This is a genomic window from Bradyrhizobium sp. TM233 (assembly GCF_036247965.1).
Taxonomy (GTDB): domain Bacteria; phylum Pseudomonadota; class Alphaproteobacteria; order Rhizobiales; family Xanthobacteraceae; genus Bradyrhizobium; species Bradyrhizobium ottawaense.
The window spans coordinates 1-21,731 of the sequence record NZ_BTIG01000025.1 but is presented as its reverse complement, the minus strand read 5'-3'; the positions used below and the strand labels follow the sequence as shown (position 1 = coordinate 21,731).

Annotated in this window: 17 protein-coding genes; 9 read left to right on the top strand and 8 right to left on the bottom strand. The window is 57.4% G+C overall.

Going from position 1 to position 21,731, the window contains the following annotated elements:
- Positions 1–31: 31 nt before the first annotated feature.
- Entirely contained in the window at positions 32–376 is a 345-nt protein-coding gene (locus AABA86_RS30505) for a hypothetical protein (protein WP_212248339.1), read from the bottom strand.
- Between the two features lie 431 nt (positions 377–807).
- Between AABA86_RS30505 and AABA86_RS30500 the strand changes: the two genes are divergently transcribed.
- Complete coding sequence (locus AABA86_RS30500; RefSeq protein WP_338309441.1) at positions 808–1,974, top strand: CaiB/BaiF CoA transferase family protein; 1,167 nt, start codon at positions 808–810, stop codon at positions 1,972–1,974.
- A gap of 2 nt (positions 1,975–1,976) precedes the next feature.
- A complete protein-coding gene (locus AABA86_RS30495) occupies positions 1,977–2,897 on the top strand; it encodes an HpcH/HpaI aldolase/citrate lyase family protein (protein ID WP_338309440.1) in 921 nt (306 codons plus the stop codon).
- Positions 2,898–2,945: 48 nt separating this feature from the next.
- On the opposite strand, the gene AABA86_RS30490 is transcribed toward AABA86_RS30495, so the two are convergent.
- Entirely contained in the window at positions 2,946–4,286 is a 1,341-nt protein-coding gene (locus tag AABA86_RS30490) for a helix-turn-helix transcriptional regulator (RefSeq protein ID WP_338309439.1), read from the bottom strand.
- A gap of 108 nt (positions 4,287–4,394) precedes the next feature.
- Here AABA86_RS30490 and AABA86_RS30485 point away from each other — a divergent pair, with 108 nt between their 5' ends.
- Positions 4,395–5,339 carry an AEC family transporter gene (locus tag AABA86_RS30485; protein WP_338309438.1) on the top strand — a complete coding sequence of 315 codons (945 nt, stop codon included), beginning with the start codon at positions 4,395–4,397 and terminating at the stop codon, positions 5,337–5,339.
- Between the two features lie 25 nt (positions 5,340–5,364).
- Here the strand turns inward: AABA86_RS30485 and tenA are convergent, their stop codons facing one another.
- The gene (gene tenA, locus AABA86_RS30480) at positions 5,365–6,039 is read right to left on the bottom strand and encodes a thiaminase II (protein ID WP_338309437.1); all 675 of its coding nucleotides are present in this window, start codon (positions 6,037–6,039) and stop codon (positions 5,365–5,367) included.
- Between the two features lie 336 nt (positions 6,040–6,375).
- Between tenA and AABA86_RS30475 the strand changes: the two genes are divergently transcribed.
- Both AABA86_RS30475 and AABA86_RS30470 read left to right on the top strand, forming a co-directional pair.
- A complete protein-coding gene (locus AABA86_RS30475; RefSeq protein ID WP_338309436.1) occupies positions 6,376–7,698 on the top strand; it encodes a GmrSD restriction endonuclease domain-containing protein in 1,323 nt (440 codons plus the stop codon).
- A gap of 5 nt (positions 7,699–7,703) precedes the next feature.
- Positions 7,704–8,300, top strand: a complete 597-nt coding sequence (locus AABA86_RS30470; protein ID WP_338309435.1) for a hypothetical protein — start codon at positions 7,704–7,706, stop codon at positions 8,298–8,300.
- A gap of 38 nt (positions 8,301–8,338) precedes the next feature.
- Here AABA86_RS30470 and AABA86_RS30465 read toward each other — a convergent pair whose 3' ends face one another.
- The 3 genes from AABA86_RS30465 to AABA86_RS30455 form a co-directional block, all read right to left on the bottom strand.
- Entirely contained in the window at positions 8,339–9,451 is a 1,113-nt protein-coding gene (locus tag AABA86_RS30465) for a hypothetical protein (protein WP_338309434.1), read from the bottom strand.
- 397 nt (positions 9,452–9,848) lie between these two features.
- Complete coding sequence (locus AABA86_RS30460; protein ID WP_338309433.1) at positions 9,849–10,277, bottom strand: very short patch repair endonuclease; 429 nt, start codon at positions 10,275–10,277, stop codon at positions 9,849–9,851.
- A 33-nt stretch (positions 10,278–10,310) separates the two neighbouring features.
- Positions 10,311–11,966 carry a DNA cytosine methyltransferase gene (locus AABA86_RS30455; protein WP_338309432.1) on the bottom strand — a complete coding sequence of 552 codons (1,656 nt, stop codon included), beginning with the start codon at positions 11,964–11,966 and terminating at the stop codon, positions 10,311–10,313.
- Between the two features lie 166 nt (positions 11,967–12,132).
- Between AABA86_RS30455 and AABA86_RS30450 the strand changes: the two genes are divergently transcribed.
- Both AABA86_RS30450 and AABA86_RS30445 read left to right on the top strand, forming a co-directional pair.
- Complete coding sequence (locus tag AABA86_RS30450; protein ID WP_338309431.1) at positions 12,133–15,228, top strand: helicase-related protein; 3,096 nt, start codon at positions 12,133–12,135, stop codon at positions 15,226–15,228.
- 761 nt (positions 15,229–15,989) lie between these two features.
- A complete protein-coding gene (locus tag AABA86_RS30445) occupies positions 15,990–16,940 on the top strand; it encodes a hypothetical protein (RefSeq protein WP_338309430.1) in 951 nt (316 codons plus the stop codon).
- On the opposite strand, the gene AABA86_RS30440 is transcribed toward AABA86_RS30445, so the two are convergent.
- Both AABA86_RS30440 and AABA86_RS30435 read right to left on the bottom strand, forming a co-directional pair.
- Positions 16,913–18,544, bottom strand: coding sequence for an NERD domain-containing protein (locus AABA86_RS30440; protein WP_338309429.1), 1,632 nt, complete (start codon positions 18,542–18,544; stop codon positions 16,913–16,915). The two genes, AABA86_RS30445 and AABA86_RS30440, sit on opposite strands and share 28 nt — an antisense overlap.
- A gap of 7 nt (positions 18,545–18,551) precedes the next feature.
- On the bottom strand, positions 18,552–19,724 hold the full coding sequence (locus tag AABA86_RS30435; RefSeq protein WP_338309428.1) for a sigma-70 family RNA polymerase sigma factor: 1,173 nt from the start codon (positions 19,722–19,724) through the stop codon (positions 18,552–18,554).
- A 224-nt stretch (positions 19,725–19,948) separates the two neighbouring features.
- On the opposite strand from AABA86_RS30435, the gene AABA86_RS30430 reads away from it, so the two are divergent.
- The gene (locus AABA86_RS30430; RefSeq protein WP_338309427.1) at positions 19,949–20,677 is read left to right on the top strand and encodes a recombinase family protein; all 729 of its coding nucleotides are present in this window, start codon (positions 19,949–19,951) and stop codon (positions 20,675–20,677) included.
- Positions 20,674–20,931 carry a hypothetical protein gene (locus AABA86_RS30425; RefSeq protein WP_338309426.1) on the top strand — a complete coding sequence of 86 codons (258 nt, stop codon included), beginning with the start codon at positions 20,674–20,676 and terminating at the stop codon, positions 20,929–20,931. Before AABA86_RS30430 ends, AABA86_RS30425 begins: the two co-directional genes overlap by 4 nt.
- The last annotated feature ends 800 nt before the right edge of the window (positions 20,932–21,731 follow it).

Sequence of the window (21,731 nt, the reverse complement as noted above, 5' to 3'; positions counted from 1 at the left end):
GTTTCAGACAAGGAACGCGGCTGTCCCGGGCTCAGCCGTCGCTGGTCTTTTTCTTCCTGGCGACCGGCTTGGTGCTCTTCCTCGCGGTTTTGGGCGCGATGTTGGTCGGCTTGCCGGCGCGAGCCTCGCCCGGCTCGGGCCCGGGGCGGAAGAACACCCGGCATTGCGGCGAGAGCTGCGCCTTCTTCTTGATCATGCAGGCGGTGATGGCATCGACGTTCGGAACGAACTCGCCGCACAGCCGCATCGCATCCGGCGTGCAGGCCTGCTGCTCCTCCGGGGTATAGGCGAAGCCCGCACCGGGCTGGATGAGCACGGCCAGGGCCATCCCGAGGGTTGCAGCAGCCAAGGATGTCTTGAAGCGAAACGCCGGCATCGATCCCCCCAACATGTCGAGTCGGAGGGAATAGTGGGTGAACGACGGTTCGTTGGCAACCGAGGGGGGATGCGAAAGGTCGGACCTGTGCGGTCTTGGCAACAGAGCGGTCAGACTTCCGCCTCGCTGTCGCCGGGCGACCCGCGGTCATCCGGAAAGCGTTTGAGACGCGGAGCTCTCCACGACCACATGGGGACGCGGGGAATGACAGGGAGCCACAGACCCCTCAAACAAAAAACGCGAAAACAACCCCATGCACAGTAGCCAAGTCGCGGCAATCGTTACGCATTTTCACGCCTTAGGATTTAACGAAACCACGTTTGACTTGTCGGGCAAAACAGGGGCATCATGTCAGCATCAAGAAGATGCGCGTGGGGTGGTCGGCTGGTCTCCTGCGCTGGTCGAAAAGCGCACATGAGGAGAACGATCGCATGACGGGGAATGAAGCGGATCTGCCGCTGTCCGGCGTCACGGTGGTCTCGCTCGAGCAGGCGATCGCAGCGCCGCTGGCCAGCCGGCACCTGGCGGATTGGGGTGCGCGGGTGATCAAGATCGAGCGGCCGGGCACTGGGGATTTCTGCCGGGACTACGACCACGTGATGAACGGCATGTCGAGCCAGTTCGTCTGGACCAACCGGTCCAAGGAGAGCCTCGCCATCGACATCAAGAGCGAGGACGGCCGCAAGGTCCTCGACGCCCTGCTGCCGCAGGCCGACGTGTTCATCCAGAATCTCGCGCCCGGCGCTGCCGAGCGGCTCGGCCTCGATGCCGCATCGCTGTTGCGCAAACATCCGCGCATCATCGCCTGCGACGTCTCGGGCTATGGCACCGGGGGCCCCTACAGCGACAAGAAGGCCTATGATCTGCTGGTCCAGTGCGAGGCCGGGGTTCTCGCCATCAACGGCACCGAGGCGGAGCCGGCCAAGGTCGGGCTGTCGGTGGTCGACATCGCCACCGGCATGTACATCCTCAACGGCGTGCTGATGGCGCTGTATCGCCGCGAGAGGACCGGCAAGGGCACCGCCTTCCAGGCCTCGTTGTTCGATTCCATCACGGACTGGATGAGCTATCCCGCCTTCTACACCCAGAGCACCGGCCGGCCGTTGCCGCGAACCGGCGCGAAGCATGCGACGATCGCGCCCTACGGCCCGTTCCGGGTCGGCGACGGCAACACCATCTTCTTCGGCATCCAGAACGATCGCGAATGGCGATCGCTGTGCCGCATCGTGCTCGGGGACGCCGGCTTCGCCGACGACCTGCGCTTCCGCACCAATCCGCTGCGCATGCAGAACCGCGACGATCTGCAGGCGCATATCGAGCAGCGCTTTGCCGCCATGACCAGCGAGGAGGTGCTGCGCCTGCTCGATGAGGCCGCGATCGCCAACGCGCATCTGAATTCGGTCGAGGCCTTTCTGGAGCATGAGCAGCTCCGCGCGCGCTCGCGGGTGCAGACCGTCGGCTCGCCGTGCGGGCCGGTGATGAGCTTCCTGCCCGCGCTCACCATTCCAGGCGTCAAGCCGCGGATGGATCCGGTGCCGGATGTGGGACAGCACAATCAAGCCATCCTCAGCGAGCTTGGTCTGGCGAAGGACATTTGACGATGGCACAACGGCCAACGCGGGCCTACCTCGCCGTCCCCGCGCATCGCTCCCGCCTCGTCGCCAAGGCAGCGGCCTCGGCTGCGGACGCGGTGTTCATGGATCTCGAGGACGCGGTGCCGCCAGCGGAGAAGAGCTTTGCGCTGGAGGAAGCCGTCCGCTCCCTCTCCTCGCTCGACTGGGGTACCAAGCGCGTCACGGTGAGGGTCAACGCCGTCGACAGCCGCTTCATCGCGCAGGAAATCCGCGCGCTGGCGGCGCTTCCCCGGCTGGATGCGGTGATCGTGCCGAAGGCGGAGCGCGCCAGCGACATCGTTGCGATCGCCGATCAGCTGCGCGCTACCGCGCCGGATCGCGCTTCGCCGGTCGCGCTGGAATTGCTGATCGAGACTGCGCTCGGCCTCGTGAATGTCGATGCGCTCGCCGCGTGCCACGACAGCGTGGCCGCGCTGCATCTCGGCGTCGGCGATTTCGCGGCGTCGATCGGCGCCCGCTCCTCCGACATCGGCGTGTCGCCGGATGGCTACCGCCATGTCGGATCGGCGCAAAGCGGCTATGCCTCCGCCCCGCTCGACCTGTTCGCCTATCCGATGATGCGCCTACTGGTCGCCGCCCGCGCGTTCGGCCTGATCGCCATCGACGGCCCCTGCGGCGCGTTCCGCGATGCCAGGCTGACCGAAAGCGCGGCGCAAAAGGCCGCGGCGATGGGTTTTGACGGCAAGCAGGTCATCCACCCCGACCAGATCGAGCCGACGCTGCGCGCGTTCATGCCCTCGGACCAGGAGCTGGCCCAGGCGCGGCGGATCGTCGAGGCCATGGAGCAGGCCGAAGCGCAGGGCCAGGGCGCGGTGACGCTGGACGGCAAGATGATCGACTATGCCAATGTGCGGATGGCGCGCAGGATCATCGCCCTGGGGTCGTAGCGGCGCCTACAAGCCATTCCCGACGCGCATCCTTCAAAGGCCGGTGATTCAAGGCCCTCGCAACACGAGCCGGCCGAGCAGCGCCGCGAGCTCGCTTTGCCTGGATATGCCGAGCTTCTGAAATACGCGCTTCAGCACATTGCGCGCCGTGTCTTCGGCAATCCCGAGCCGGCCCGCAGCTTGTTTCGGCGGAACGCCCGAGCCCACCAGCGAGGCGATCCTGGCCTCCCCGAGCGTCAAGCCCAGGATGTCCCGCACGATGGCGGGATCCGGAGGCTCGGCAGATTTCTGCTCGATCGCGAGCACGATCGCTCGCGTGCGGGTCAGAAAATGGCTGTCCGAAAGTGCGCCGGCGGTGATCGGGAGCAGGTAGATGACGAAACGCCGGCCTGTCGCACTCGACTCGACGAGAATGGGTCTCGGCTCGGCCAGCAGATCGCGCGCCTCGGCGCGAAGCGTTTGCGTCATAGCGGCCTCGAACGGCGCCCGGCTCGCCACCATGCGAACACGCAGACGATCGTTCACGAGGTCGAACACCTCGCCGAGAAGGCTCTCCCCAACCGGATTGGCGAACAGCACGCGCGCCGACGAGTCCAGCGCGAACACGCCGATGCCGATCCGCGCGAGGGCGTCGCCAAGGCCCAGATTGGCCAGTTCGGTATCAAGCAACCTGATCGACAGCCGCAACGACTTCTCGGCATGGCGCCCGAGCGTCGCTATCAGGTCCAGCTCGGCCTCGGAGAACTGCGGCTTGGCGAAGGCTCGCTGCACGCTGAGAGCCACGATGATCCGGGGGTCGGGTGACACCCCGATCGATCCGAACCAGCCCAAACCGTGCCTTGCAAGGAATTCTCTGCTGAACGGATGGTTGAGGTAGGCGTCGTCGATCGGGCCGATGTGTCGATCGGTGAAGGGCTCGCCGCTGACGTAAAGGCCGGCCGAGATGCAACGTTCGGCCTTGAAATCGTGCTGCGCCCAACGCGTCCCATAGTCGGTGAGCGCCGGCGCGAGGCTTTCGGAGGCGATGGCTCCGAAGGCCCCGTCGTCCCTTCGCCATTGCAGGATCGCGCCGGCGTCATCGAAGCAGCCTGCGATCTTGCCAAGAGCGGATGGCCAGAATGATGGGCTCGCTGCCGTATCGTAGATCGCTTCGACGGCAGCGAGGAGACGGTCGGCGGCAAGGGACATGGGATCCAATCGATCAAAGAATGTAGTCAGGTTACACGAGATTGCCTTCCAGCAATTGCCGTTCGGCTGCCTTCGCGGGACTTCTCCCGGATTTCTGCGTGAGAGATCGGTCACGGTGGCGGTGCACAAATTGTCTTTGGTCAGCCTTGCGGCTAACGTGCATTTTGCGGTGCGGGAGTTTTTATGCACTGTCACCGTCATCAAGCACTGCCACCGTCCTCAGGGGCGGTGACGCTGGAAGGCTGGATGATCGATTATGCCAATGTGCGGATCGCACATGGGATCATCGAGCTGGGGTTGTAGGGGCGCATGGCTACACTGTTGATCGTCGCACCGGTGTTCGCGCTGATCGCGGCCGGCTATGCAGCGGTGCTGTTTCGCTTCGTCTCCGAGGCCGCGCACAAGGGCATCAGCGAATTCGCCTTCAGCATCGCGATCCCAGCGCTGCTGTTCCGCACCATCGTCGTCTCGGAATTCCCCGATGTCAGTCCCTACAGGATGTGGGGCGCCTATTACGGCGCGCTCGCGCTGACCTGGATCGCGGCGCTTATGATCTCGGCGCTGCTCCGCGCGCGGCGGGAAGATCGCGAGGACGGCGTCGTGTTCGCGATCGGCTCGGTCTACGGCAACATCGTGATGCTCGGCATTCCCCTGACGCTCTCCGCACTCGGCAACGAGGCCGCAGGGCCGATGGCCCTGATCCTGTCGGTGAACACGCCGCTGCTCTGGCTCTGCGGCATCCTGCAGATGGAGCTGGTCAGCCGCAAGCGGACCGGCTCGGCCCTGTCAGTCATCTGGCCCGTGCTCACAGACCTCGCCCGCAACCCCTTGATGCTCGCGATCGGCTTTGGCGTGATCTGGCGTTTTACGGGCCTCGGCCTCACCCCGGTCGTCGACCGTACCATCGAGCTCCTGGCGCAGGCGGGCTCGCCGACGGCGCTGATCGCGCTCGGCATCAACCTGTTCCGCTTCGAGGTGAAGGGCGAGAAGCTGAGTATCTTGGCGATGTGCGCGCTCAAGCTGGCGGCGATGCCGGCGGCCGCGTTCGTGCTGGCAAAGCTGCTCGACCTGCCGCCGCTGGCCGCCGGTGTCGTCGTGCTGTTCGCGGCAATGCCGACCGGCGCAAATGCCTACATCTTCGCGGTGCAGTATCAGCGGCTGGTGAACCCGGTGTCGGGAGCCGTGGCGCTGGGCACGCTGCTGGCGGCGGCGACGCTGCCGGTGGTGGTGTGGGTGGTGGCCGGAGGGAGGTAGGGGCGCCTGACGGCTGCCGACACCGCTATGCGACGGCTTGGCCCGCGCGCCAGGCCATCTCCCAGAAGTCTGCCTCGAGCCGGGTGGCTTCCTTGAAGATCGCAATCAGTTCGGCCTCGCGGGCCGGCGTGGCATAGAGATCGGCGAGTTGCTCCATATGCGCTCGCGCCTTGGCAGCGACCTCCTGGTACGGCGCGCCGGCGTATTCGGCGATCCAGACGCGATAGGCATTCGTCGCAGCGCCCGCGAGGGGTTGCGAGGCGAGCCGCGTTGCGATCTCCGCGTACCCGATCACGCAAGGCGCAAGCGCCACCTTGAGCGCCAGCAGATCGCCGCGCATTCCCGCATCCAGCACGTAGCGCGTATAGGCCAGCATCTCGGCCGCCGGAGGGGCTTGTTCAAGGTCGCTCGGGGACAGGCCCCATTCGGCACAGAGCTTCACATGCAGGTTCATCTCGACATCAAGGATAGCCGAAAGGCCGGCCGATGCTTCACGCATGTCGGCAAGTCTGGGCGACTTGTAGACCGCGAGCGCGTAGGCGCGCGCAAACTCGATGAGGAACAGATAGTCCTGAACGAGATAGTGACGAAACGCAGCTTCAGGGAGCGAGCCGTCCGCCAATCCGTTCGTGAAGGGATGCTCGGTGTAGGCCCGCCATTCAGCGGATGCTGCTGTCTTGAGACGCTCGAAGAAACTCACGATGTTTTCCGCCTGGCTTGCTTGTCGATGAACGTCTTTGGCTCGCTACCGATAGCGCATTGCGGAACGAGGAGCTACGGTGGCGGCGGACAAGATTGGTTTTGAGCAGCGTTGCGGATAGGGCGCTCTCCTCGACGTGAATTTAGTGCACTGTCAGCGTCCGCGCATATCTTCGCGGTGCAGTATCAGCGGCTGGCGAACGCGGTATCGGGCGCGGTGGCGCTGGGGACGCTGCTGGCGGCGGTTACGCTGCCGCTGGTGGTGATGATGATCGTGCGGTTGAAGGTTGGCTGAATTTCAACTATCCGTTATGATAGCGCAAATGTCGGGGGGCAAATGCAGAAATCAGCGTCTACGAAGCACAAAGCAACAACTAAGAGCGTGCTCGATCTCTGGAATTTGTACGAGCGCAATCATCTGAACCTTGAGCCAGGTTTCCAGCGCCAATCGGTTTGGAATGAGCGCGATAGGGCCAAACTCGTAGACAGCATCCTACGGAACTATCCTCTTCCTGCTATCTTCCTGTACAAGCGTGAGGAGGACGGCCACTTAGTATTCGACGTGATCGACGGAAAGCAGCGTATTGAGTCCCTGCTGATGTTCATCGGCACGTTGCGCGGTCGATTTTATACACGCACTCAGCTTCCAGGCTCTGATGAATTGGAGTGGATCGACTGGCCTCTTATGAAGAGAAGAGGCCTACAACATCTCATCACAGGTTATGAGATACCCGTGATCGAGGTCGATGGCGAGCTCGGAGAAATCATAGAGGTTTTCGTTCGAATTAACTCGACCGGCAAAGCACTGACACGACAAGAGAAGAGGCATGCCCGTTACTATCGCAGCCCATTCCTCAAGGAGGCATCGAGACTGGCAAACCGATTCGCGAAGTACTTCTTGAAGAATGGAATTCTCACTGCCGGTCAAATCGATCGGATGAAGCACGTTGAGTTCGTGTCAGAATTGATGCTGTCGCTCGTTCAAGGCGACGTACTAAACAAGAAAACCGCTCTAGATAGGGTTATGCAAACGAACTCCTTCGATGGTCGGCAACTAAAAAGAGCTGTGTCGCTGGCAACCACAACGCTGAACCGGGTACAACGCATGTTCCCGGACTTAAAAAGCACCCGTCTAAAGCAAATCACAGACTTCTATACTTTGGCAGTCTTGATCGGAAAGTACGAGCAAGAAGGACTCGTCCTTACTGATCGTCGTCGAAATCAGCTTGCGTGGGACTTGCTCAAGGCTTTCGCAAACCGAGTCGACGAAGTTCGTGAGCTCCAGCGTAAAGCGAAGGGAGCTCGTCCAGACCAGGAACTCTACCGAGAATACTTAGTCACGGTGTCGCAGATGACCGATGACGTAAGTCAGAGGCGAAAGCGCGAACAGATCCTTGGTAGCATCTTGAAGAGTCTTTTTTCGAGCAAAGACTCGCAACGAGGGTTTACCGCCGAGCAGCGCCGCATCATTTGGAATACCTCCGCGAACCGCGTTTGCTCTCATAAGGGATGCACGACCAAACTGAGTTGGAACGACTTCACAATCGATCATATAGATCCACACAGTAGAGGTGGGCGAAGTAAGTTGGAGAACGCCGCTCTGATGTGCAGAAGGCACAATTCGTCAAAGGGAAATGGAAACCGCAGATTGGCGGCGTAACAGCTATGGCTATTGCAGACGACAATGAGCTGAAGGCTGCAGCTGCAAATGCAGGCTCTTTAGTCCAAGACATCCAAGACTATTGTGGGCGCGCGTTTAAGCCAGAGGCTAAAATCAGCTTCCCGCGTGGAATGATCGGAACCGCTGCCCAATACAGGGTACGGTGCCCTGCATACTTGACGCGAGATCAAATCAGCAGTTGCGCTTACGGATTCATGTTCCTTGACGTTCTTTGGTGGGTGGTTTCGCGTACGGATATCGCTAGCGTCGGCAAGCAAATGGCCTTGAAGTCCGCCATCGTAACTTTAGGAACGATATTGGAGGTATCGCTCTGCGTTCCCGGCCTTTCCCGAGATAAAGTGCTATCCGCAAAGAACGGCGCCGGTGTGAATCCTCGGTTGACGAAGGCTCAAGAAGAAGGGTGGATCTCCCAAGAGCAATGCGCAACCCTCACGCAGCTTTGGAAGCATCGAAACAACGTGCACCTCAAGATTTTAGCCGAAAGCGAACTAGATTTGTATCAGCCGGAGCATGTCAACGAGCCATATGCCGCCCTCCTAGTTCTGCTCGGCCGATTGAAGGACTGGAACGGTGGCTGGTAGGGCGGCTGGATAGGTGTTTTCGTGCACTGTCACTGTAACTATTTTGAAGTCAGCGCTCGCTTGAATACGGCCTCTTCGGGATTGGTGAGAGCTGAGAGAATATTTTCTGCGACCTTCTCAATGAGTTTCTCACCCCAGAAGGGATCGCTAACGTTGTAGTAGATAACTCGGATGTGCTTTAGATCGAAGGGGACGTCGCCTTCGTTAGACGATATTAGCACTACTGGTTTGTTGAGAGCGTGGGCCAAGCCCAACTCGTAGAAAACATTTGGATTGCGGCTAGTAAGCTCCGCAATCAGAACCTTCGCTGAATTGATACCATTCCATATCTGATCGATAATCTTCCCCGTTCCGAATATATCGGCATCCGCCCGGACGGGCCGCAGGCCGGCCTTTTGGATGGCTGGCTCATAAATCTGACTGTAGTAGTCTCCTACCGGAGGACCAAAGGGCATCAGCACAAAGCAGCTATCACTAGCGCTAACATTGGCACTAGTGCTCAGCTTTTTGATTTGTGTTGCTCCCTCCTGCGAGGCGCCCTTCGTATCAAGTATGCGAAACTTGTCATCTCTGCGTTCCACCAATTGCGCACTTTGCAATGAGGCGAGAAATATCTCCTTGAATTCGGCAACCTTATCATTTGGGATGCCAAACTTGTCCTCAAGGGCGTGTTCGAAAAATTCTTCGTCCGGCAAATACTCGCCGCGATAGTGGGTATAGGCTTCTTTGATTTCTGGCGCGTCGAGCACGGCTGCTCGGAGGGCTTCAATATCGTCGCCCGCCTTCTGAGGACGAATCGCCTGTCGCGCTCTCTCTGTCACGGCAATTCGGCCTGCGCTCGGGCGAGAGAGAAATCCGTATTTGATCGATGAACTTACTTCTACCTTAAATGGACCATTGAACCCGACGCCGACGAACGTGGCAGCTTCCGCGTCGGTACAGTCATGTCCAGCGTTCTGGTCGATTATCGCGCGTGGAATGCGGAGCGCTTTGTCCACGCTGTGCCGCGGAAACTTTGCCGTATTGCTGCTAACGGATTGCTTCTTCGGCTTCCCCAATCGTCTTGTCTTCGCGGTCTTCTTTTTGTTCTTTTCAGACCGCTTCTTCCTTTGCGGAGTCCCTGTGGACTCGGCACCATCTTCCTCGCTCATTCTCGCTCCCCTGCCCGCTCTCTACAATTTACGCGCGCAAACGGAAGCTTCCAACTGTCGTTTAGTAGAATCCCCGGGAAAGGTCCTCTCGCCGATGCGACAAGCCAAGATTGTGCGGAGCGTCCCGAAGTCGATCGAAAGCAATCCAAATTCGCTACTCAAAGGGGCTTAATAAAAGGTCCCGATCCTATCTTTAAGAGCTTTGGTACAGTTGGGTGGGTACTGCCAACCGTCAGCCTTCCCTTTGATAAACCTGAACTTTTTTACGCCGAAACCGCGTGGTTTGTAGTGCCTTTTTGTATTTGCCTCAAGCCTCCTCTTTTCGGCGAAGAGTCCCCATCGGCTAGAGCCGCAAGGCTGCCAACTCGGACGCACCTTCGCTGGAATGGCTGCAGAGTTAGTCTCGACCTATCCTTGTCGGCCCCAAGTGAGCCTTGAGTCTGGGCGCAAGCTCTTCCTCGTGCTTAAGTTCACATTCCCAGACGACCAAGCAGCTCCACCCCGCCTTCCGGGCCAACGTCTCCAAACGCCGGTCTCGCTCCCGGTTCGCTGCGAATTTCGTCTGCCAAAATTCCGTCCGTGACTTGGGGATTCGGCTGATGGGGCAATTTTCGTGGGCGTGCCAGAAGCAGCCATGGACGTAGATCACTTTCCGCCGGCCCGGAAAAGCGATGTCGGGCCTTCCGGGCACTCCCTGCAGCTGAATTCGAAATCGATATCCTAGTCGATGGAGCAGCTTCCGAACGATCAATTCGGGCTTCGTGTTGCTACGCCTGATGCGTGCCATATGAGCGCTGCGCTCAGCAGGCGTGAGCCTATCGACCATCAGTCCGACCACTAACACTAAGGGCAGAACAGGCTAACCTGCTCTTGCCGCTCCGCCAAGGGTAGCGCCGATGCGACGAAACTTGAGTAAAGGATTGGCAATGGAACCTACGAGAATGCCGGCCAAGATTGTTGGGGCGTTCTTCAGCAGCTTGGGAACTCCGACCGGCTGTTCGCGATCCTCGGCGAACTCCTTCTCTATCAACTCCGCCAATATTTGCGGACAGATGGAAAGGCGACTAAGTGATTTACCAACTTCCCGACCACACTCGTCGAGTGCATCGAGGACCATGAATGGGGTCGTCCTCCCTGGACCGCGATGGGTCCATACTTGTTGTAACCTGCCTACATCAGCAGACCTAATAAATTCGCCTAGTCGATCTAACTGCATCTCTACCGGCCCGCGAGCGGAGCTAGGCAACTTCCTGAGGACCACTGTTGCGAGCGCGCGCTCCAGCGATATCGAGTGAATCGATTTCGACGTCCCAAAGAAGAAGTTCACCTCCCACATCGCATTTTCTTCGGCGGAATTCGCTAGCTCGAACCGCACACCACTCTTTAGGCGGAGACTAGGGATTGCAAATCGAAACCGCCGATTTGGTTGATATCGAGTTGTCCTTTTCTCTGGACGCGTTTCTTCTGCCAGCGCAGCAGGTACACCAAGCAACGAAGCAAGCTGCGTCACTTTCGGTACGTTTGTTGGAGACGTACTCTTCATTGCGTGACCGATGTAATAGCTAAAGAGAGGTGGCATCGCGTTACCCACCATCTCCAACTTCTTTCGATAGCTGGACGCGTAGAACTGGAAGGTAATCGGGAAGCCTTGAAGCGAAGCGCGTTCGCGAATCGTGAGGCGACGGTACCTCGTCGGGTGATCACGATCGGAGATGACAATGCTCTCTCGGCAAACGCGGGTGCAAGTCGCCGTTATCGTTCGAACGCTCCTGCTGAGTTGGTCGGGAAAAGGCATGGCGTTGTAGACCGGGTGGCACGCCTTGTTGGCCCGATTTATCCGAACCTCCTCAAGATCAAGCGCTTCCTCGAAAACATGATCGCGAAGATGATCACGCCTCAGTCGAACTCCATAAATCGGATCATGCACCGCCCTGCTCGACAATGCTTTCACAACAGCACCTAGGGTCCGCTTCCGAGTGTCGCGCGAGTAAGCCGACAGCAGATCGAATGGAATATTACCAACGATGCATCGGTTTCTTCGTTGAGGCAGTCCAAAATCTTCCATGTTAACAATTTGGAACGTCAGACCAAGATGCCTGAAGCGCCGCAAACGACCACCCGCCCGAAGTTCATGTTCGATAATTTTTGCAACACGAGGGACATTCTCCATAGCCCAGAACTTTGGACGGATGTGATCGACGACAGTCAGGAATTTCACGATGTCCTTTAGACCGTCCGCGATGTTGCCGTTGCCGCCGCGATTGGCGAAAGAAAATTGGGTGCAAGGCGGACTCCCAACAACAATGTCCACCGCTGAAGGAATCTCGTCTAAACTCAGTCGCCTTATATCGACCGTCTGGGCCTGATGATGATTATTCTTGAAGTTTGTTTCGTTTGCTGCACCTGATAAATCGTACGAGGCGACGACATCAATTCCAGCAAGTCGCAAGCCAAGCGCCCAGCCGCCCACGCCAGAGTACAAATCAATAGCCTTAAGTATTTTTGATCTACCCATTGTCGTGGACCTGAATCAGCTCAACCACACGTCAAGTACAGGATTCCGAAGTCGGGATCCACAACAATCGACCCATCCCCCAACGAAGCTGGGGACGCCTTCATTTGGCTTGCATAGCAGCGGGTTTGATAGAATATACGCAACTGATACGTGTCGGGGCCGTATGATGGACTTCATCTCCTATGTTGACGAGGACGGCGCAAGGTACCGCGCTGCAGAACGATTTGTTCGCTGGCTGGAGCTCCGCGCCATCTTGGATGCAAGAGGCGATGAGGTGCCTCGGTCCGAAGTCGATCCTACCGGGCGCTTTTGGCTGGGCCGTCTCGGCCCTAAGGACGTCGTCACACGACAGGACGAGCGCGGAGATAGACTAGAACCATGTGCCATCGGAATCCGGCTAAAGCCTAAGACACTGTCGAACTTCACCGTTCGGGTCTCAATGTGCATTTGGCTCAGAGAGCGAGCCGAAAAGGACTCCGCATTTAGATGGCGCTGGCAAAAAGTCGGCCCAATCGAGACGTCTGTCGATGCCACGATTCCTGACGGGAGCTCTGAAGAAATTTTTGGCCGCGACCAGATCACTGCTGCCTTGAGCCAAGCTGGGGGCAAAGGCCTGCAGGGCGAAATTCGGGTACGAGCGTCACGCCGCAATGATTCAATTCGCAACCTTGAGATTACCTTCGTAAACTCGACGCCGACTGATGCCGATGTTGACGACCTCGCGGAGGGCCGTCTGTTCCAATGTTCAATGGAAGTCGTCGGCTTAGAATGCGAGCCTTTCGAGCTCGACGCGCTACCAGATAGCTTTCGCTATGACCGAAAGGTCCCCGCATTCGGCATCAATTGCGGCGTCGAGACAATTGTTGGCGGTATGCGCACCTCGGACGCGCCGTTCATCTCCAAGATGCGCCCCGCTTATTGGACATCAACGTCGCCGCAACCCAACCTGAGCTTCGAGGCGCTCTCCAAGAATCCGATTCCATCTTGTGAGGCGCTGATTACCGAGTTTGTTGACTGGGCAGATCGATCTTGGTCAGGCGACGCACTTAATGCCCGAGCGGTCTCTGAAGGATGGTCCTCTGGTATGCGGGATGAGGCTGCACGAGCATCGTCCGACTTCCAAGGCGAACTCTTGCGAGTCCGCGAAGGATTGGACCTTCTTAAGGAGAACGCGCAACTTCAATCCGCATTCCGGCTGATGAATGGTGCGATGCGAATCTCAGCTCAGGGCCGCTACGATAGTTGGAGACCTTTCCAACTTGCGTTCTTGCTGGCCAATATGAGCTGCCTTGTCAATCCAGAGCAGGAGGCGGATGTCGTCGACATCGTTTGGTTTGCAACTGGAGGAGGCAAGACTGAGACGTATCTCGGCTTGCTCATCACAGCAGCGCTGCTCGATAGATTGCGTGGCAAGGCGTCAGGGATCACAGCTTGGTCCCGCTTCCCCCTTCGACTGCTTTCACTACAACAAACGCAGAGGTTCGTGAACGCGCTCGGTGCAGCTGAGATTGTGCGTCGGAAGGAGGGAATTCCGGGCGATCCCTTTTCCCTCGGGTTCCTTGTTGGTGGAACCGCTACTCCGAATAGAATCAAAAAGGAGGCCGTCCGAGAAGGCGAATGGGATGCCGACAAAGTCGATGACACCTCAAACCCGTTTCGGATCATCGAGACATGTCCCATATGCCGGTCGAGATCAGTCTGCACTAGCTTTGACCGCAAGGTTTGGAGATTGGTGCACACCTGTACGAATCCAAGTTGCGAAACTGAAGGCAGTCCGCTTCCAATTTTCGTTGTAGACGATGAGATTTGGAGATTCCTGCCGACCGTAGTGGTAGGCACGCTGGACAAGGCCGCAAACATAGCGCGCCAATCGGGCATGAGGGGGCTAGTCGGACCACCTTGGGGAAAGTGCACAAGGCCAGGTCACGGTTATACATACGCTCGAAGGCAGGACCGCAAGAATGGATGCCTTGTTCCAGACTGTGCGGGCGGCGAGCCCGCTCCCCTCCCGATCGACAAGATTCTCTTTGCACCGACCTTTCGACTGCAGGACGAGCTTCATCTTCTCCGAGATAGTTTAGGCGCGGTCGATGCGCATTACGAAGCCGCCCTCGACAGCGTGCAAGAGGAATTGACAGGATCAAAGCCGAAGATTCTCGCATCGTCCGCCACTTTGACCGGATATGAGAAGCAGGTTTCTGTATTATATCGACGCACCGCGCGGGTTTTTCCTCAACCTGCGCCGCAGGACGGAAAGGGATTTTGGACCGCCGATTCCGATCAACTGATGCGGCGGTATATCGCGCTCGCCCCAAGGCGCCTTACTGTCGAATTTGTCGTCGACCGATTGGTTGTCACCCTTCAAAAGGCTACTCGTAGGCTGTTGAACGATCCAACGGGCGTCTGCTCGGAGTTGCAGATCGACCCGCGCTTTAGTGACTTCCTTATAAACATATACGGGACAAACGTGGTCTACGGCAACACGCTCCAAGACCTCGATGCAGTGATCCGCTCGTCGGAGACCCAATACGCCGGACTGGAGCCGCCACCAAATATCGAGTCACTGACAGGCCGAACCGGTTTTGACAACGTCCGGCAGATACTTGACCGTTTAGAAACACCAGAAGCTGATTTCGATAAGCGCCTGCACCTAATAGCAGCGTCTTCGATGATGTCGCACGGCGTCGACATCGACCGGCTCAATGTCATGATCATGATGGCGCTGCCCTTGGGTGTCGCCGAATTCATTCAGGCCACGGCTCGCGTGGGGCGTAGGTGGCCCGCCCTCGTTATTGTTGTGCCGAAGATGACGCGCGAGAGAGACGCGAGTGTTTACCGCTCCTTCGCCGAGTTTGTCTCGCATGGTGATAGGTTCGTAGAGGCTATACCAATAACACGAAAAAGCCGCAGGGTGCTTGAGCGCACCTTGGCCGGCCTAGAGTTGGCACGACTTCAACTGATACACGAGCCCGAGGGGTCATCATCCCTTACGACTCCTCGGCACCTGAATGCTTTAGTTAAGCAGCGCCCGAACCTCCTCAATGAGGATCGAGAGGCCATCAAGAGAAGCTTGGAACTAACCGAACTGGATGAGTTTCTTAACGATCAAATAGACCTATGGTTCGACGGCTTCACCAGAAACCTCCGCGAGCCATCAGCAGATACCCGGTTCATCTCTGATCTATCTCCGACCGGACAAGCGATGCTCTCCTTGCGGGACGTCGAAGAGCAATCGCCAATTTCTGGAGATAGCAGCCAATGAGGGAAACCAGGAGCAATTCTCAAATCCTGTTTGGCCATCTCCCGGAGCAGACAGTCGACGCGGCTGGTCGAATCTGGAAGGTTCGTCGCTGGACAGACGCACGAATAGAGGGTGCTATTGACCCTCAAGCGCTGCGAGAAGAGCTCATTCGAGTTGCTTTTCCTTGGTCTGCTGAGAACGAAGATGGTGGCTTCGTTGCCGACCTACTTCGAAACCGTTCCGTCCGCGTAAAATCGGTCAATAAGGAACGAGGCGTCTGGTGCGAGCCATTTCCAAGGCTCTACTTGTGTCGGCGCTGCATGCGTCTTCACGATACACCGGCCGGCCGATGTCAATGTGGTTCGACCACCGCGCGAGGACAGTTGCCTTTCGTCGGATACCATCAGGACTGTGGGGCGCTGAAGACACCTTACGTGAAGAAGTGCCCGAAGCACGGTCAACGCGCAGTTAGGCTACCCGGTACGGCTTCCGCAACCGAGCTCGTGTTTTATTGTCCTGTATGCAACGACAGAATCCAACGTGGATTTGGCGCAAAATGCGATTGCGATCAGGGAGGGGCACTTTCGTTCACGGTTCATCGATCAGGGAATGTGTTCAAGCCGCGAGGCATCGTCCTCATAAATCCGCCCAGACGTGAGATCCTACAACGCGTCGAGGTCGCTGGCGGTGGAGAGCGGGCACTGGAGTGGGTTTTGGACGGCATGCGAGGACGGAATCTCGTGGACGCCCCTGCAGCAACCGACACGGACTCCTTGCGTCGAATGTTGAAGGAACGAGGCTTCGATGATGCGACAGTTGCAGCGATGGTAGCTGCGATGCCGCCACGTAGCGAGGAGCGTCCAATAGCCATCGACTTAACGCCGGCCGTACGAGAACGAGCCCAACGCGAGGCGCGGCAGATCGCGCTGGCCAACTTCGAGAGCAGGATAACTGTTTCCGACTTGAAAAACGCCGCTGCCGGAATCCAGACAAAGCAATTATACAACGACGCCTATCCAAAGGCGCTAAGAAGAGCGGGACTTGAGCGTGTCGAGTTGGTAGACCGATTCCCTGTTCTAACTGGGCAATTTGGTTACACACGGGGTGATGCAACTCCAGGCAAGAGCCGTTTGCGAACCTACCGGGAGATGAATGGCGATTACACCATCTATGGAGAGTTGGTTCAGACCGAAGCTCTTTTCTTGCGGCTGGATCCGCTGTGGATACACAGATGGATGTCCGCAAGGGGAAGACGGTTAGCAGCTGCCAGTACATCGAGAGACGCAGCGATTGCTTTACTGCAAGACATGAGCGGATCGTCTAGTGACTTTAGCGTAGTGAGCGATTCAGATCGACTGTTGATCACGCTGATCCATTCCTTTTGTCATGCCTTCATCAAGCGAGCGGCGGTTTTCGCTGGCATCGAGAGGAGCGCACTGTCCGAACTTGTGCTTCCATATTGCTTTGGATTCTTCGTCTACTCTGCGGCTCGAGGAGATTTCATCCTAGGAGGACTGCAGGCGCTTTTCGAAAGTGAATTGCATACGATGCTCGATGGGCTGGTTGAGGACGAGCAACGCTGCGCCCTTGATCCCGGTTGCGCCGACAACGGGGGCGCATGCGCCGTATGCCTGCATCTTGGCGAGCCTTCCTGCAGGATGTTCAATACAATGCTCGCAAGATCAACTCTTGCAGGTGGGGCCGGCTATTTCGACTTGACAGCCGCAGAGTAAGACCAATTCAAAAGGTTCCGTTGCTTACCACTTCCGATGACCGCCAAGACGGCCCGCGCGCGGCTAATGCCAACATAGGCCAGCATTTTTTCAATATTTGCTTCATCGCTCCGGTCCAGAAGTAGAACGACGGCTTCTGATTCAAGTCCTTTGAACCGCGCGATTGTCTCTGCCGCAATTCCGTTGCCTCCCCAAAGCCCAAAAGAGTATGGCCCGACAGTGAAGCTCCTCAATCGGCTAGCCGTCTTCGCCGTGCCGCAAAGGACAAGTAGATTTTTCGGTCCAAAGCCCTCGTCGATGAGCTTTTCGACAACGGCGATGACGTCGACCTCGGGATTTTTGGGATTCTCAAGATCCCTCCACATGGGAGCCGGACCGTTGACGCCACTTGGGTGGTCATTGCTTTGGAAAACGGCACAAATGCGCTCGGCAATGGGGGAAGTGTTACGAAGATTCTTAGTCAGCTGGTGGGTGAAAGGCCAGTCGGCCCCATTGGCCCAATTCCGGCCCCACAACTCTTGGCGCGGGTCTGCAAACACGTAGAACGGTTGCTCTGCTTTAGGACCGAAGAGACAGCGAAGTGCGTCAAGCCAAGAGGGAGCGAAATCCTGCGCTTCATCGACCACTATGGCGTCGAATTCCGCGCCATTTGTTGCGCAGGCTTCTACAAGCAATTCTGCCGCCTCAGTTTCCCACCATTCTGCGGAAGGAGAAGATGGTATAGTCAGGCCGGCCTTCCGAGCTTCTTGAAAACAGAGCTTATGGAAGGTCGTCGCATATAGCGACTTCATATCATTGAATTGGGCGTGAAGCTGATCTCCCAGCAATTCATTGTAGCAGACCAGCAGAGTTCGAAAGCCTTCGTTAGACAGTTGTTGGGCCCTAGCAATGGCCAGAACAGTCTTGCCAGTACCCGCGCCTCCAAACAGAAGTCCTCCACGTACAGACCGGAGCCCTGCCAGAGCTTCGACCTGTTGTGCCGTCAGCGCGAATAGCTCGTTCGATGACGAAGCCGAGATTGAAACGAGAGTCCTGCGAACGGTTACGGTTGGAGCAAGCAGCTTCAAAAGCCTCGAAGTATCTTGTGCGGAAAGGTTTGCCCGCAACCCCCAATGAGAAATCACCCCTTCGACGACTTTCCGCGGCTCCGCGAGATCAGCGCGAGACCAGGTTATAGCTTTTGATGCCACCAGCCCAAGAGGAGGCACGGCATCGATGTGCGGAAAGGCAACAGCGTGCCCAATACCGACATTGGAAATAGCCAAGTCGCCCTTTAACCAATCTACTAGGGCATGCTTTGAGGCGATAGCTTGCTCGTACGGATTCTTGATCTCGTGACTCTGACCATAACGGTCTTTCGAGAACCATCTTCCATTTACTACATCAATCCCACCGCCCTTCACTTCGATCACGACGATGCCTTTGCGCGGATGGATTACGAGGAAATCGGCTTCGCCGTCACCTTCCCTCCCATTCCTGCGCGACTGCCACGCAACGTGATGGAGAACAAAGTAGTCATCGGGCAATTGCCTCAAGCTGTCAGCGACTAGCCTTTCTGAGTCTTCAATAGGAACATCTGAGCCGAGTCCAAAATACTGTGCCATTGGTGCATTATTCGATGAATGAACGCAGTCTTCGCGACCTAGAAGGGTGTTTCAATGTCCGAAGCGCCTTTGCTTCGATTTGCCTTATCCGCTCTCTCGTAACGTGAAAAACCTGACCAATGCTTTCGAGCGTCTGCTCCTCGTTCCCATCTAGACCAAATCGCATTCTTAGAATCCGCTCTGCACGAGGAGAGAGCGTGGCCAATGCTTCCGAAAGATTCGCCCTCAGCTCTTGCTGCGCGACGATTTCGAAGGCCGTCTCAGCTTCGTCGTCGGATTTAAAATTGATTAGGGGATCGCCGTCCTCAGTTACTGGCGCGTCCGCTTCCAGACAATCGGTGGCTCGGAGGCGCCAAAGCAGCTTCGCTAATCTTTCCCGATTAGCGCCGATGTAGTCTGCGAGTTCACCTAGGCTCGGCTCACGATTGAGCTCTAAAGCCAATTTCACTTTCTTACGTCGGACCTTCCTGATCGTCTCTTGAACGTGCACAGGCAGCCGGATCGTTCGTTCGCTATCATCCCGCGCTCGATGCATCCGCTGTTGTACCCACCAAGTCGCATAAGTCTTGAAGCGGAACCCCAGCTCGGGATCATACAGCTCAGTGGCATGAAGCAACCCCATCATACCTTCTTGAAAGAGGTCATCCGCAGCAAGATGATGAACGTGCCGCTCCTGTCGGGCGAGCTTGTAGACATACCGAATGTTGGTTTCCACAAACCTTGACTTGGCAGTTTCAGCGTCTCGCATCACTCGCGCAACAAATTCAGGATCAGAGGATTCGTCGCTTTCCCGTACCTGACGAGCAAGTTGGATTTTCCTTCCGAGCTCTCGCTCTTCAATCTCGGTCAGATATCTCACACGCTTAGAGCTAATGAACTCGTTCAGTTCTGAAACGGAGGCGTCCTCATCGCCTTCATCATCTTCAACAATTCGAATAGGGCTTTGCCGGAGATGCTGCTCGACCCATTCACATTCAGGAATGGTGAGCTTTCGTCGGAGATACGCGCGATTGATATCAGCCCGCTGCAAGTCACCTTCAGCACGCTCGGCGTCTGCAAGCAGCGCTTTGAGCACGCGCTCAACAAGATCAGTCCGAAAGAACGAAGAAGCGGCCTCTTCGGCCGTGACGATGTCAGCCGGCGATGCGGCCGATTGAGCAAGTTCCTCAACCTCAACCACTCAGAATCCCTCCCCCAGCACATTTTGGGATTAATGGAGGTGAACTGCAACTATGACGTGCCCTCAGCGGGATGGCACAAAGTCTATCTTTTCAAGCTGCAGGCCCCGCACGGGCTCGCTCAGGTATGCGAATAGGGAATCGAAGGGATTCCAAAATACCGGGTTGCATCTCCGGGTACTGTATCTAATTCTCAGGAAATCGATACGACATCAGTTTGCAAGCTATGGCAAAATCAAGACAATCTGTCAGAGCATTCGCCTATCTTAGGACCTCATCGGCCGCCAATATTGGCGAGGATAGGGACAGTGGACGTCGACAGCTTCATTCCATTGAGGCCTACGCCAAACGCACCGGCATCCACTTGGTTGGCACCTATCACGACGAGGCAGTCAAAGGCTCCGATCCAATCGACACCCGACCGGGTTTCGCGGCGATGCTGGAAGCACTTGAGGCGAACGGCACCAAAACCATTATTGTCGAGACTGCCAACCGATTTGCCCGGGACCTGATGGTCCAGGAAGTTGGCTATGCCATGTTGAGGGCGCGCGGCATCGAGCTTGTCGCGGCGGACAGCCCCACGTCATTCCTTGATGACACCCCCACAGCGCGCTTGATCCGACAGGTCCTTGGCGCTGTCTCTGAGTTTGAGAAGGCGATGCTGGTCGCGAAGCTAAAGGGCGCCCGAGACCGCAAGCGCCGAACCGGCTTGAAGGTCGAGGGCCGCAAGTCCATTGCTGAGCAACGGCCTGAGACAGTTGAGCTTGCGCGGAAGTTGGCCCGGTCACGGCCGAAGGGTGGTAGACGTTCGCTCCGCGAGGTCTCAGCCGCGCTTGCAGAGGCCGGACATACGACTAAAACCGGTAAGCCCTACGCGCCCACGGCGATCAAGCTCATGTTGTGTCTTGGGAAGCGCGAGCAGAACAATGGAAAGAAGGAAGAACTGAGCACATGAAGCGCGTGATGAACATCATTTCAAAGGACGGCCGAGCCTTGTGGGTCGGCGTATGCGAGACACGCGACGAAGCAATCGCGGCCCTTATCCGTGACATAGTCGTGGAGGACCAGCAGTGCGCGAGATGTGAAACCGCACTTGCTACGCGCTGGTATCAGGACGTGACAGACAATGATGGAACAGGAAATCTCGAAGTACCTGTGTGTGACGAGTGCTTTAAGGCAACTCTGGTCGTTGTGGACAGCAACAGCTAACGCGCGTTGGCGCGCTCGCCACTTCATAGTGGTATCCCTTTGAGGCTCCTCAAATGAGCCTCTCCCGCGATACTGGATCCTAAATGGCCACGCCCCGGTGTCCCGACTTCACAACTGCTTGGCTTTAAGGGCCGCCGCCGCCGAGCTAACTGCAGCAGTGTACACGCTCAACATCTCCGATACGTCTGCTTCGCCTTCCCGCAGCCGACATCAACGCCAGGCCTCAGTTGGCGGTCAGGTGGTGTTCCTCGGTCCCTCGGTACACGTGAGGATCGAATGGGTCCTTCCGGCCCGACTGGACCCTATCGTGGCGCGGCGCCTACGCGGCACTTCAAGTCTACTCGGTTTCAAGCCGCCAAAGCCGCCGAACCCCAGCGGCGTCAGCCCTGTCACTCACCTTGAGTGAAACAATATAGGCCGGTGCCCCGCCTGCGGCCAACGAAGCCGCTATGCCCAAGGATTCCATAAGGAGTCCACCCAGAGGCCGTTCGTGTCCATGCTGTCTTGGTGCCCCCGAGCGCTGAAGCGAATCCAGCGCCACCATAGGAATCCCTGTGGCCTATGTCGCTGAGCCAGAGGAGCGTAACGTACCCCAGCCGCTCATTAACTGTTCGCATCCCCCGTCCAGTCATAAACTGATCAGGTCGGTCAAACATTCGTTCCACGTTATGGTAGGTATACCCCCCGAGGTACATGGGGGGTGAATAACCATCACCACCCCCTATGTAATAATACCTATTATATCATATATTTCATATACTTAGGTACATCCCTATATTCTCCACCCGTTAGAAGTCCCA